This is a genomic window from Winslowiella sp. 2C04, from assembly GCF_050037805.1.
Taxonomy (GTDB): domain Bacteria; phylum Pseudomonadota; class Gammaproteobacteria; order Enterobacterales; family Enterobacteriaceae; genus Erwinia; species Erwinia toletana_A.
In genome coordinates, this window is sequence record NZ_CP188300.1 from 346,882 (window position 1) to 359,385 (window position 12,504).

15 protein-coding genes are annotated in these 12,504 nt (G+C 52.1%); 9 read left to right on the forward strand and 6 right to left on the reverse strand.

Annotation, left to right across the window (positions count from 1 at the left end):
* Positions 1 to 53: 53 nt before the first annotated feature.
* The gene (locus ACP3TC_RS01590; protein WP_426817381.1) at positions 54 to 1,988 is read right to left on the reverse strand and encodes a methyl-accepting chemotaxis protein; all 1,935 of its coding nucleotides are present in this window, start codon (positions 1,986 to 1,988) and stop codon (positions 54 to 56) included.
* Between the two features lie 224 nt (positions 1,989 to 2,212).
* On the opposite strand from ACP3TC_RS01590, the gene yjfP reads away from it, so the two are divergent.
* Positions 2,213 to 2,962: an esterase gene (gene yjfP, locus ACP3TC_RS01595; RefSeq protein WP_313854051.1), complete on the forward strand. Its 750-nt coding sequence runs from the start codon at positions 2,213 to 2,215 to the stop codon at positions 2,960 to 2,962.
* Positions 2,963 to 3,013: 51 nt separating this feature from the next.
* Here yjfP and ACP3TC_RS01600 read toward each other — a convergent pair whose 3' ends face one another.
* A complete protein-coding gene (locus tag ACP3TC_RS01600; protein WP_390902442.1) occupies positions 3,014 to 3,223 on the reverse strand; it encodes a hypothetical protein in 210 nt (69 codons plus the stop codon).
* Between the two features lie 273 nt (positions 3,224 to 3,496).
* Here ACP3TC_RS01600 and rpsF point away from each other — a divergent pair, with 273 nt between their 5' ends.
* The 5 genes from rpsF (at position 3,497) to ACP3TC_RS01625 (ending at position 5,429) form a co-directional block, all read left to right on the forward strand.
* Complete coding sequence (rpsF, locus tag ACP3TC_RS01605) at positions 3,497 to 3,892, forward strand: 30S ribosomal protein S6 (protein WP_052898843.1); 396 nt, start codon at positions 3,497 to 3,499, stop codon at positions 3,890 to 3,892.
* A 6-nt stretch (positions 3,893 to 3,898) separates the two neighbouring features.
* Entirely contained in the window at positions 3,899 to 4,216 is a 318-nt protein-coding gene (gene priB, locus ACP3TC_RS01610) for a primosomal replication protein N (protein WP_313854050.1), read from the forward strand.
* 4 nt (positions 4,217 to 4,220) lie between these two features.
* A complete protein-coding gene (gene rpsR / locus ACP3TC_RS01615; protein WP_000135199.1) occupies positions 4,221 to 4,448 on the forward strand; it encodes a 30S ribosomal protein S18 in 228 nt (75 codons plus the stop codon).
* Between the two features lie 39 nt (positions 4,449 to 4,487).
* Positions 4,488 to 4,940: a 50S ribosomal protein L9 gene (rplI, locus tag ACP3TC_RS01620; RefSeq protein ID WP_313854049.1), complete on the forward strand. Its 453-nt coding sequence runs from the start codon at positions 4,488 to 4,490 to the stop codon at positions 4,938 to 4,940.
* 126 nt (positions 4,941 to 5,066) lie between these two features.
* The gene (locus ACP3TC_RS01625; protein ID WP_313854048.1) at positions 5,067 to 5,429 is read left to right on the forward strand and encodes a DUF488 domain-containing protein; all 363 of its coding nucleotides are present in this window, start codon (positions 5,067 to 5,069) and stop codon (positions 5,427 to 5,429) included.
* Here ACP3TC_RS01625 and ACP3TC_RS01630 read toward each other — a convergent pair.
* A complete protein-coding gene (locus tag ACP3TC_RS01630; RefSeq protein ID WP_426817382.1) occupies positions 5,426 to 6,097 on the reverse strand; it encodes an OapA family protein in 672 nt (223 codons plus the stop codon). The two genes, ACP3TC_RS01625 and ACP3TC_RS01630, sit on opposite strands and share 4 nt — an antisense overlap.
* A gap of 244 nt (positions 6,098 to 6,341) precedes the next feature.
* On the opposite strand from ACP3TC_RS01630, the gene fklB reads away from it, so the two are divergent.
* The gene (gene fklB / locus ACP3TC_RS01635) at positions 6,342 to 6,962 is read left to right on the forward strand and encodes an FKBP-type peptidyl-prolyl cis-trans isomerase (protein WP_313854045.1); all 621 of its coding nucleotides are present in this window, start codon (positions 6,342 to 6,344) and stop codon (positions 6,960 to 6,962) included.
* Between the two features lie 44 nt (positions 6,963 to 7,006).
* Here fklB and ACP3TC_RS01640 read toward each other — a convergent pair whose 3' ends face one another.
* Positions 7,007 to 8,950 carry a bifunctional 2',3'-cyclic-nucleotide 2'-phosphodiesterase/3'-nucleotidase gene (locus ACP3TC_RS01640; RefSeq protein WP_426817383.1) on the reverse strand — a complete coding sequence of 648 codons (1,944 nt, stop codon included), beginning with the start codon at positions 8,948 to 8,950 and terminating at the stop codon, positions 7,007 to 7,009.
* A 213-nt stretch (positions 8,951 to 9,163) separates the two neighbouring features.
* Here ACP3TC_RS01640 and cysQ point away from each other — a divergent pair, with 213 nt between their 5' ends.
* Complete coding sequence (cysQ, locus tag ACP3TC_RS01645) at positions 9,164 to 9,910, forward strand: 3'(2'),5'-bisphosphate nucleotidase CysQ (protein WP_313854040.1); 747 nt, start codon at positions 9,164 to 9,166, stop codon at positions 9,908 to 9,910.
* Positions 9,911 to 9,976: 66 nt separating this feature from the next.
* Here cysQ and ACP3TC_RS01650 read toward each other — a convergent pair whose 3' ends face one another.
* Positions 9,977 to 10,534 carry a YtfJ family protein gene (locus ACP3TC_RS01650; RefSeq protein WP_426817384.1) on the reverse strand — a complete coding sequence of 186 codons (558 nt, stop codon included), beginning with the start codon at positions 10,532 to 10,534 and terminating at the stop codon, positions 9,977 to 9,979.
* 325 nt (positions 10,535 to 10,859) lie between these two features.
* Here ACP3TC_RS01650 and ACP3TC_RS01655 point away from each other — a divergent pair, with 325 nt between their 5' ends.
* Entirely contained in the window at positions 10,860 to 11,066 is a 207-nt protein-coding gene (locus tag ACP3TC_RS01655; RefSeq protein WP_052898849.1) for a DUF1107 domain-containing protein, read from the forward strand.
* Between the two features lie 98 nt (positions 11,067 to 11,164).
* On the opposite strand, the gene ACP3TC_RS01660 is transcribed toward ACP3TC_RS01655, so the two are convergent.
* On the reverse strand, positions 11,165 to 12,496 hold the full coding sequence (locus ACP3TC_RS01660) for a hemolysin family protein (RefSeq protein WP_313854036.1): 1,332 nt from the start codon (positions 12,494 to 12,496) through the stop codon (positions 11,165 to 11,167).
* Between the last annotated feature and the right edge of the window lie 8 nt (positions 12,497 to 12,504).

Below are 12,504 nucleotides of genomic sequence, written 5' to 3' on the forward strand. Positions count from 1 at the left end.
CCGATTTCTCCCGACGGTGATGGCATTAAGTTTATGCCATCACCGCGCAAGAGTTATCCTTTAAGTGTAAACACGCTGACTAACTGATTGAGATGGTGCCCTTTCTGACTCAGTTCACTGGCGATCTGTTCCGACTGCGCCACCATTTCGGTGTTGTGATGCGTCGCCTGACCAATCTGCGACATCGCAATATTCACCTGGCCAATACCGGCTGACTGTTCATGGGATGCCACATCAATCTCGCCCATCAGCGCTTTAACCTGCTCAATGCGGATGACGATATTCTCCATTGCTTCGCGGGTCTGTTCCGACAGCTTATGGCCTTCCGTTACCTTGCTGATTGAATTCTCAATCAGGTCGTCGATCTCTTTTGCTGCCTGCGCGCTGCGCTGCGCCAGCGCCCGGACTTCGGCCGCGACGACCGCAAAGCCTTTGCCGTGTTCACCGGCGCGTGCCGCTTCTACCGCCGCGTTCAGTGCCAGGATATTGGTCTGGAAAGCAATCGATTCGATAACATGAGTGATATCGGCAATGCTCTGCGATGAAACGTTAATCGCTGACATGGTGTTCACTGAGCGTGTTACGGTATCACCACCGTGCTGTACCGCATTAGCGGCTTCAGCCACCAGCGTCAGCGCCTGCGAGACGTTATCGGCATTCTGTTCTACCGTCGCGCCCAGTTGCTCCATGCTGGCAGAGGTCTCTTCTACGCTACTGGCCTGACGTGAAATCTGCTCGCTGATATTTCCACTGCTGACGGCGATAGCATCAGTCGCGAAGCTGATCTCTTCAGCGGCGTGACGTACCTGCGAGACAATGCGTTCCAGCCCGTCACCAATTCCGTTAATTGCGTGAATCAGCTGACCCACCTCGTCCTGACGTTCGGTTGCCAGCGTCGCCTGCAGGTTACCTGCGGCATAATGCTGCGCCAGCGCTATCACCTGTTGCAGCGGATGACTTAACCAGCGGCGGGTAATCCAGACGAAGCTCAGCGCAAATATCATCACCAGCGCCAGACCAATCAGCAGGAAGGTATTACGTGTGGCGTTAATCGGTGCCAGCAGGCTGGCTTTACTGACTTCACCGACGATAACCCAACTCCAGCCGGGCAGCTGCTGCCAGACAATAATCTGGCTTTCTCCCTGAAGATTAATGGCTTCCATCGTGCCTTGCGATTGTTGCAACAGCTGCTGTTGCACTGTGGCAGACCAGGCTGGCTGGCTGCCTTCGCGGCTGCGGTGGAACAGAAACTGGCCCTGAGCTTTCCCGGCGGCGCCGTTAATCACGCTGAAATAACCACTGTCGCCCAGTGTCTTATTCAGCACCTTTTCGCGCATCAGATTGAACTGTGAAGTGATATCGACGCCGACAAACAGGATGCCGATCACTTCGCCACTGCTGTCCCTCAGCGGCTGATACTGGGTGATATAACGTTTACCAAACAGAAGGGCAAGGCCGCGGAAGGTTTTTCCCTGGTTAGCCAGTGCCCAGGCCGGGCTGCTGCGATCCAGCCGGGTGCCCATCGCGCGCGCGCCGTCCTCTTTGCGCAAGGAGGTAGCGATGCGGATATAGTCGTCACCCTGACGGACAAAAATCGTCGAAATCGCGCCGGTGCGCTGCATAAAGTCATCTACCGTGCCTTCATCCAGGTTTAGGGTTTTCTCGCCGGCACGCAGGGTCGGTGTTGTTTCACTGCCGACGGTAATCATCTGCGTGCTGTCACGGCTGAATTGTTCCGGCAGAAAGCTCTGGAACAGCCGGGTATAATTGGCTACCTCTTCGCTCAGGGTGGCGTTAAACATGCCGGCCATATCACCGATGCCCGCGACCTGGTTTTGCATATTACCCAGGGTTAAGGTTTCCAGCTGTTTTGCGGCGTTGTGGGTTAATGACAGCGTGAGAATGAAAAACAGTATCGCCACGCTAAATGACGTCAGTACAGACAGCTTTACTCCCAAACTCCATTTGCTGAGTGAAAGACGTTTCATAGTATTGCCTTATAGAGGAATTATTAGAGCAAAGTACAACGGCAAAAAACGGCCAGGGTTTACCCTACAAAGGCTATGGAAAAGAAGATTTAATCAATTTGTAATAATCGCCAGCTGCAACAGCTTATAAATTAACGGTATTTGGCACACATGCAGCGCTGTGAGAACTTACACTGCATAACAGATCAAACCTTAAGTGCGGTCCCTGAGATCACGGAGGCAGAATGATTGAGATTGGAACGGCGTTGCTGGCGGGTATTGAGTGTCTGCATGCCACACCGGCCGGAAAACAGCAGCAGGCGCTGCCGACCATCATTTTTTATCACGGCTTTACCTCGTCGAAAGAGGTCTATTCGTACTTTGCCGTTGCGTTGGCGCAGGCTGGTTTTCGCGTAGTACTGCCCGATGCCGATCAGCATGGCGCGCGCTATGACGGCGATAGCGACTTTCGGCTGACGCATTTCTGGGAAATTCTGCGCCGTAATATTGACGAGTTGCCACAGCTTGAGGCGGCGCTGCGCCAGCAGGATCTGATTGCCGAAGGCCGGTTTGGCGTCGCCGGTGCCTCAATGGGTGGGATGACGGCGCTGGGAGCCATGGCGCGTTATCCGCAGATTAACAGCGTCGCCTGTATGATGGGCTCGGGTTATTTTAGCTCGCTCAGCCATTCGCTGTTTCCGCCGCTGGAGGCGCGCACGCCGGATCAACAGCAGGCGCTGGCGCAGCGGTTAGCACCGCTGGCGGAGTATGATGTCAGCCATCAGCTGGAGAAGCTGGCGAATCGTCCGTTGCTGTTGTGGCACGGCGAAGCGGATGAGGTCGTGCCGGTAGCAGAAACCGTGCGGCTGGAAAAAGCGCTGCGCGAAGCGTCGCTTGACCAGCGTCTGACCTTTATAACCGAAAAAGGAATGGGGCATCGCATTTCACCGCCAGCGTTAACCGCAATTGTCGCCTTCTTTAAGCATCACTTGTAATGCCAGACAGAAAAAAAGGCCGGAAACGGCTCCGGCCTTGATATCCGTGGTTCACAGCTGTTGCGATAACTGGCGGGGCGCGGAGATATTGGCGCGCTCATGGTTACCGGTCGGCGTGGCGATACGGTTGATATACTCATAATTTGCTGCCGCTTTGCTACCGTGACTTCTAATCTGCTGCGCACAGTCGGTGGTGCTGGCAATGGCGGTGGTAGACAGGAAGAGACCGAGTAAAGTGGCAATAGCGATGTTGTTCATCATCGACTCCACCATACAGTTGCTGCGTACTAAACCTGGCGCGAAGGTCAGGGCCGTTTATTCCTTCATCAATCAGTTTAGTTGCTGTGTAAAAAATAAACAGCGCTTACCCCGAACTCCCCGCAATATTTAATTCATCAGGCACCTTGAGTTTCCCAGGCTACGCCAGTATGATTACGCGTCAATTTTTCAGCCGCACTTAAACAACGTTCCTTGCTTCCATGGGCCGCGGTTGACCCTGACAGGAGGCTGAATAATCCGTAAGGAGCAAATTCGATGCGTCATTACGAAATCGTTTTTATGGTTCACCCTGACCAAAGCGAACAGGTTCCGGGCATGATCGAGCGTTACACTGGTGCTATCACTGGTGCAGAAGGCACGATTCACCGTCTGGAAGACTGGGGCCGTCGTCAGCTGGCTTACCCGATCAACAAACTGCACAAAGCACACTACGTTCTGCTGAACGTTGAAGCTCCTCAGTCTGTGATCGATGAGCTGGAAACTAACTTCCGCTTCAACGACGCCGTTATCCGTAGCATGGTTATGCGCGTTAAAAACGCGGTTACCGAAGCATCTCCGATGGTTAAAGCGAAAGACGAGCGCCGTGAGCGTCGTGAAGATTTTGCTAACGAAACCTCTGATGATGCAGATGCTGGGGATTCTGAAGAGTAATCAACCGTGACGGCAAATCGACTGCGCCTGTCTGGCACTGTGTGCAAGACGCCGGTTCGAAAAATTAGCCCGTCAGGTATTCCACACTGCCAGTTTGTGCTTGAGCACCGCTCGCAGCAGGAAGAAGCCGGATTTATTCGGCAAGCCTGGTGTCGTATGCCCATCATTTTAAGTGGCACGACGCATCAGGTCATTACTCAAAGTATAACGGTCGGCACGCAACTCACTGTGGAAGGTTTCATTAGTTGCCATCAAGGGCGCAATGGCCTCAGCAAGATTGTGTTACATGCCGAGCAGATTAGATTGATAGATTCTGGAGACTAGCCAAATGGCACGTTATTTCCGTCGTCGCAAGTTCTGCCGTTTCACCGCGGAAGGCGTTCAAGAGATCGATTATAAAGATATCGCAACGCTGAAAAACTACATCACTGAAAGCGGTAAGATTGTACCGAGCCGTATCACCGGTACTCGCGCTAAATACCAGCGTCAGCTGGCTCGTGCTATCAAGCGCGCGCGTTACCTGTCTCTGCTGCCGTACACTGATCGTCATCAGTAATCGGCAACTGTCCATTAACGACTTTAAGAGGATATGGTAATGCAAGTTATTCTGCTTGATAAAGTAGCAAACCTGGGCAGCCTGGGTGATCAGGTTAACGTTAAAGCGGGCTACGCTCGTAACTTCCTGGTACCACAGGGCAAAGCTGTTCCTGCTACTAAGAAAAACGTTGAGTTCTTCGAAGCACGTCGTGCAGAACTGGAAGCCAAACTGGCTGACGTTCTGTCTGCAGCTAATGCACGCGCTGAGAAAATCAATGCACTGGGCACCGTTACCCTCGCGTCTAAAGCAGGCGACGAAGGTAAACTGTTCGGTTCCATCGGTACCCGCGACATCGCTGACGCTGTAACTGCAGCTGGCGTTGAAGTGGCTAAGAGCGAAGTTCGTCTGCCGAACGGCGTTCTGCGCACCACCGGTGAGCACGAAGTGGACTTCCAGGTTCACAGCGAAGTATTCGCAAAACTGATCGTGAATGTAGTTGCTGAAGCTTAATTCGCGCTTGTCGCTGAATTAACACTTTAGTTAACACGTAAAACGCTGGCCTTGTGCCAGCGTTTTGCATTTCCGGCCCCGGAAATAAACTATCATTGAGTAGATAGTTGTCTACCTGGAGGCCCGATGTCCGACGCTATTTGTCTTACCCGCGTGTATGACGCGCATGCGCCTTTCTCCCCTCACACTTTTCTTATCGACCGCCTGTGGCCGCGCGGTATCAGTAAAGCGCGTCTGGAAGGCGTGGCGTGGTTTAAAGATGTGGCACCGAGCAGCGATCTACGCAAATGGTTTCACGCCGAGCCTGAAAGATGGGCGGAGTTTGTTGATTATTACCGTAATGAGCTGGCACAGGGCGATGCCTGCGACAGGTTGCTGACGCTGCTTAAGCAAAAGAAAAAGATAGTGCTGCTGTATGGCAGTAAAGATGCGCAGCACAATCATGCGATCGTACTGCGCGATTATTTGTCAGAGCAACTGTCCCGTTAGCGCGTACGGGTAAAGGCACCATCGGCACCACGGATAAAGCGAACTGACTGATTGTCCGTCGTTTCGATTTCCAGTTCGGTCACCATGCTTTGCGCATTCAGCAGCAATTTGACTTTCTGACCCGCCTGCAGATTACTCAGCGGCTTATCGTCACCTTCCACTTGCGCCATCGCGAATACATCACTAACCGGCAAATTATTATCGCGGAATAACTGAGCCAGCGTCTGGCCGGCAGCTATCTGGTAGCTGCGCCATTCGTCCGATGAATCGGCTTCTGGCTGCGCTGGTGGAGAGGCAGTCTGATTATTGTCGTTATTATAAATATCCGCCTGCAACGGTACTTCATTGCCGCTGCTTTGCAGCGCAGGGCGCGATGACGGGCCTTGAGACGATGAGGACGGCCAGAGAAATGCCAGCAGCATCACCAGTAGCGCCAGGATAATGCCACGGCGATGAGCAGACGGTAGCGGATCCATAAAGCGCAGATTATCGGCCAGATGCCAGATTTTACTCAGCACTGACTGGCTGCGTGATGAAGAATTCTCAGGAGTCATTTCATCCTCCGGTTGCGCTGCTTGTGCAAATGGTTTGCGGTTTGCCATCCACATCTTTAACACCGGATGGTAAAACGGCAGGCGTTTCCTTTGCCGCGGGGCAATTCTCCCCATGTAACTAACCTCGTTAACCCAGAATGACGCATTAGTAAACGGCAGGTTTATATTATAACCTGCTAACTGTTTGATGTGACAAGCACAAGCCAGATACGTGACGCTATGGGCGTTATTAATTATATGAGTTGCTATTGTTTCTGTTTCTGCGGCAAAAGTCATCCACTGGCACGTGGGATTTTACCCTCAGAGCTTGCGCTGTTATGCTCTGCCTTCATTTATATCAATGATGAAAGGAAAATTCATGACAACCCCTTCTTTTGACAGCGTCGAAGCGCAAGCAAGTTACGGTATCGGTTTACAGGTTGGCCAGCAGTTGCTGGAGTCCGGACTGCAGGGTCTGCAGCCAGAAGCATTGCTGGCAGGTCTGCGCGATGCGCTGGAAGGGAATGCGCCAGCAGTTCCTGTTGATGTGGTGCATCGCGCACTGCGCGAAGTTCACGAGCGTGCTGATGCAGTTCGCAGCGAACGTCAGCAGGCAATGGCGGTTGAAGGTCAGAAATTCCTTGAAGAGAACCTGAAGCGTGAAGGCGTCAGCAGCACCGAGTCAGGTCTGCAATTCAGCGTGATTAAGCAGGGCGACGGTGCGATTCCATCCCGTCAGGATCGCGTACGCGTGCATTACACCGGTAAACTGATCGATGGCAGCGTATTCGACAGTTCAGTACAGCGTGGCGAACCAGCAGAATTCCCGGTCAGCGGCGTTATCGCTGGCTGGATTGAAGCACTGACCCTGATGCCAGTTGGCTCCAAATGGGAGCTGGTGATCCCACATAACCTGGCTTACGGCGAGCGCGGCGCCGGTGCATCCATCCCACCTCTGAGCACCCTGGTGTTCGAAGTTGAGCTGTTAGAGATTCTGTAATCTTGCAGGTTGCGGGCGGCGATGTAATCACGCCGCCCGTTCTGTTAATGCTTGCTGAGATCCAGGCTCCAGATGGCAAAACCGATGTCATCACCCCCTTTCTGCGTCATCGGATACTGCGCGTGCTGCTGAATAAACGCCGTTGCCTTGTCCGTCGGTGAAGTTTCGAATCGAATATCCAGTGGTTGCTTGCTGTCAATGGCTGCCAGTCGCCAGTTATTATTCACCTGCGGGTTCACTTCTCCCCGTGCTTTGCTCTCGGCGCTGATCCAGGCCGCAACCACCGAGCGGTTTTCATCCGGTGAAGCAAATGCCACATATTGATCGCCAGTACCGGCAAACTTGCCGCCATAGGCGCGATAGTTGTTGGTTGCCACCAGGAATGTCGCCTTTGGATCAACCGGCTTGCCCTGCCAGGTCAACTGTTTAATACGTGAAGCGTCGGCATTAATCAGCTGGCACTCACTGTCATAGCGCGCCGGTTGGGTGATATCAATCTGATAACTGACGCCATCGATCATGTCGAAGTTATAGGTGCGGAAATCCCAGTTAATCAGCGATTGCGGTTTGCCGCTGTTGGCATCTATCTGATTGAACTGTCCGGCAGAACACTCCAGCCACTCTTTCACCTGCTCTCCGCTGACTTTCATCACCACCAGCGTGTTGGGGTAAAGATAGAGATCGGCGGCGTTACGGAAGGTCAGCTGACCCTTTTCCACTTCCACATAGCTGGCCGGATCGTTTTTGCGTCCGCCGGCCTTAAACGGCGCGGCGGCAGACAATACCGGCAGATTCGCCAGGTCAGGATCGCCCTGAATATAATGTTTTACATAATCAATCTGCGCTTTATTAACGATCTGTACGGTAGGATCGGCCTGCACCAATGACAGATAGCTGTACATCACGTCAGCCGATTTACCGATCGGTTTACTGACAAATTCGCGGGTTGCGCGATGATCGTCAGCCAGAACCTTCACCAGCGCCGGATCTTCTGCTGCCAGCGACTTTTTCGCCGTTTTATCATAAATCGGGCGCGCTTCTGCTTTGGCGCTGCTGACCTGCCATTTGCCACCGTGGTTATCGAGCACCATATCGACCACGCCGAGATGATCGCCCCACATCCCCGGCATGACCGCCGGGATACCATTCAGCGTGCCCTGGCTGATATCCGCACCCTTAATCGCGGCGAAATCTTCGCTGGGGAAAACCGCATGGGCGTGACCAAACATAATCGCATCAATGCCCGGCACCTGGCTGAGATAGTAAACAGAGTTTTCCGCTAACGCTTTGTATGGCTCACTGGAAAGCCCGGAGTGCGGAATGGCGACCACAATATCCGCGCCCTGTTTACGCATTTCCGGCACCCACTTACGCGCAGTTTCGGTGATATCGTCAACCGTCACTTTGCCTTGCAGATTGGCTTTATCCCACACCATGATTTGTGGTGGCACAAAGCCGATATAGCCAATTTTAAGCTGGTGCGTCTTACCCTCGCGGTCAGTGACCTCAAGCGGCTCGATCAGAAAGGGCGTAAACAGCGGTTTACCGCTTTTCACATCAATCACGTTGGCATTGATATAGGGAAAACGCGCACCGCTGATTGCTTTGTGCAGATAATCGAGGCCGTAGTTGAATTCGTGATTGCCGAGATTACCGACGCTGTAATCAAGAGTATTCATCGCTTTGTATACCGGATGAATATCACCCTGTTTCAGCCCTTTTGCTGCCATGTAGTCGCCAAGCGGACTGCCCTGAATAATGTCACCATTATCGACCAGCACGCTGTTTTTACTCTCTTGACGCGCCGCTTCGATCAGGGTGGCGGTGCGTACCAGCCCGAATTTCTCACTCGGTGTATCTTTGTAGTAATCGAAGTCCATCATATTGCTGTGCAGATCGGTGGTTTCCAGAATACGCAGATCGACCGTCGCGGCATTTACCGTGGTTGCTACCATCACTGCCAGCAGCGTCATGCAAGGCTTAAACATTCCATTCTCCCGTTAATTACATCCAGCATAATTTACTTAGGATCTCAAAATACGCTGAAAACATTACGTTTAATCTCACAATATTGTGATCTGCCACGGAAAAATATGTCATGGTATCCGTCACGGAATACACTGAGTTTAATCAGCGAACGGTGACAAACTGCTATGATCTGCATAGTGTTCGCTACAACGAATGAAATCATGAGGTGAAAAATGTTAGAGCAAATTTGCCAGCTGGCGCGTGAAGCGGGCGAGGCCATTATGCAGGTATACGATGGCCAGGCACCGCTTGACGTTTCTCACAAGTCTGATGATTCTCCGGTTACCGCAGCGGATATCGCGGCACATCAAGTGATTGTACAGGGGTTAAGTTCACTGACGCCGGATGTTCCGGTGTTGTCGGAAGAGGATCCCGCAAGCTGGGAGGTGCGTCAGCACTGGCAGCGCTACTGGCTGGTTGACCCGCTGGACGGCACCAAAGAGTTTATTAAGCGCAACGGCGAATTTACCGTGAATATTGCCCTGATTGATAAGGGTGTTCCGGTGCTGGGTGTGGTCTATGCGCCAGCGATTGGCGTGATGTATTCGGCGGCGGCTGGTAAGGCATGGAAAGAAGAGGGCGGCCATCAGGAGCAGATTCAGGTACGCGATGCGCGTCCACCGCTGGTGGTGATTAGCCGTTCTCATGCCAGCTCTGATGAAGAACTGAAAGAGTATCTGGACCAGATGGGCGAGCATCAGACTACCGCCATTGGCTCTTCGCTGAAGTTCTGCCTGGTGGCGGAAGGTAAAGCGCAGCTGTATCCACGTTTTGGGCCAACCAATATCTGGGATACCGGCGCAGGCCATGCGGTGGCTATTGCTGCCGGAGCCCATGTGCATGACTGGAAAGGCCAGACGCTGGACTATACCCCGCGCGAGTCATTCCTGAACCCGGGGTTCCGGGTGTCGATTTTCTGACCGTATCACGGGCGGCGAAAACGCCGCCTTTACCGAAAGGTGATGTTATGGCGTTCTTTTAATCCATCACTTCAACAAGTTATGCAGTAAGGCCATTACCTGCTTCACTTCATCCTGCGTCAACGCGCCATCTTTTGCGTAACGCACGGTTCCTTGTTTATCCAGCACCACAATCGCCGATCCGCCTTTCTCCAGTTGCCATGCCTGTTTTGCCGCGCCATTACTGTCGACAATAAACTGCGACCACGGATACTGCTTTTTATTACTTTCAATGCTGCTACGGACAAACATACCGGTGCCGGGAATTGCGTCATCGGTATTCACTATTGTCGTGGTCTGATAGCGATCGTGCGGCAGCTGAGCGGCTTTGATCGCTTCAATCAGCGCCGCATTTGCCTCTTTGGCTGAAGACCGACCGGCAATATGTTGGATGACCCGCACTTTTCCACTGAGCTGGGCGCTGTTCCAGTTTTTATAACTAAACTGATCTTGTTGCCAGGAAAGTTCGCCCTTATCGGCGATGCCGACCGGGGCTACGCGTTGCCCCTCTACAAAGTTATGAGCACCGGCACTGAGCGGCAGTAACAGTGACAGAGCAATGGCTAAACAGCGGGCAGTAATCATTATGACTCCGATATTCAGGTGATCCGACCACTTGGTCATGATTCTGCAATAATAAGCGTGGATGATGCGTCTGTCGCATCGAACTGTCAGCTTTGCGGCATGCTGCACAAATCCATGCTGAGTGAAGGTTTATACTGAATAGCATGACGTAATTAACAGACTATTCTGTAATGTTATGTCAGTTCAGTAAAAAAGTTCGCTTTTCGGAACCACGGTAAGGAATGTTGTTCTATAATTTTTCAGCAATTTGCGCTTCAGGAGTTCGTACCGAATTTGGCCACGACGAAGCGTAGTGAAGGACTTAACTGTCAGGAGCTAGTACAGAATGAAAATATTCCAGCGTTACAACCCATTGCAGGTCGCAAAGTATGTAAAAACGCTGTTCAGAGGAAGGCTGTATATCAAGGATGTCGGTGCGTTTGAATTCGATAAGGGTAAAATTCTTATCCCGCGCATCAAAGATAAGCAGCACTATAGCGTTATGTCGGAAGTTAATCGCCAGGTTCTGAGATTACAGACTGAGTTTAACTGAGACCGGCGGCAATCAATATGCCGCCACTGCATCCGGGTTTATGAAGCAACCCATGGGAGCCCTCATCGGCTCCCTTGATGTTTTTATCCCTGCCTGGTTTACTCTTCGGCTTCAACCGCTTTTGGCAGCGTAATCGTAGAAACCGGGCGTTCAACGATACGTGTCACCAGTAACTGATCGATGCGATAGCTGTCGATATCTACCACTTCAAATTTATAGCCGGCAAACTTTACGAAATCGGTACGTTTCGGGATTTTGCGCAGCATATACATCATAAAACCGCCAATGGTTTCGTAGTTACCGGACTGCGGGAAGTCATCGATATCCAGCACGCGCATAACATCATCAATCGGCGTACCGCCTTCAACCAGCCAGGAGTTCTCGTCACGGGCAACAATCTGCTCTTCCATGCCCTGACCGACCAGATCGCCCATCAGCGTGGTCATGACGTCATTCAGCGTGATGATCCCCACCACCAGTGCATATTCGTTCATGATGACCGCAAAGTCTTCACCGGCGGTTTTAAAACTCTCCAGCGCCTCAGACAACGTCAGGGTGTCCGGTACGATTAATGCCGAACGAATCTGCACGCCGCTGCTCAGCGTCATGCTTTGATTGCCGAGCACGCGCAGCAACAGCTCTTTGGAGTCCACATAGCCAACGATATGGTCAATATCCTGATTACAAACCAGAAATTTTGAGTGCGGATGGCGGGCAATTTTCTCTTTCAGGCTGTTTTCATCTTCGTGCAGATCAAACCAGACGATATTCTCGCGCGAGGTCATTGAAGAGGGCACGGTACGTGATTCAAGCTCAAACACGTTCTCAATCAGCTCATGCTCCTGCTTACGCAGTACCCCGGCCAGCGCACCGGCTTCCACCACCGCATAGATATCATCAGAGGTGATGTCATCCCTGCGCACCATCGGAATTTTAAACAGGCGAAAAATCATATTCGCCATGCCGTTGTAGAACCACACCAGCGGACGGAAAATCATCAGGCAAAAGCGCATCGGATTGATAATGCGCAGCGCAATAGCCTCCGGCGCAATCATGCCGATACGTTTTGGGGTTAAATCGGCAAACAGAATAAAGAAGCTGGTGACAAGGGTAAACGAACAGATAAAACTCAACTGTTCTGCCAGTTCCGGTGGGGCTAATCGCTCAAACAGCGTGCGGAAAGCAGGAGAGAAGGCGGCATCACCGACGATACCGCCGAGAATAGCCACGGTATTCAGGCCAATCTGCACCACGGTAAAGAACATGCCGGGCGTTTCCTGCATCTTCAACACGTGTTGCGCGTTAATGTTGCCCTCATCGGCCAACAGTTTAAGTTTAATTTTTCGGGCGGCAGCCAGCGAAATCTCCGACAGGGAGAAAAAGGCACTGATCGCGATTAGCAGTAATATGACAAGCAGGCTATCTAGCATAGATTTTC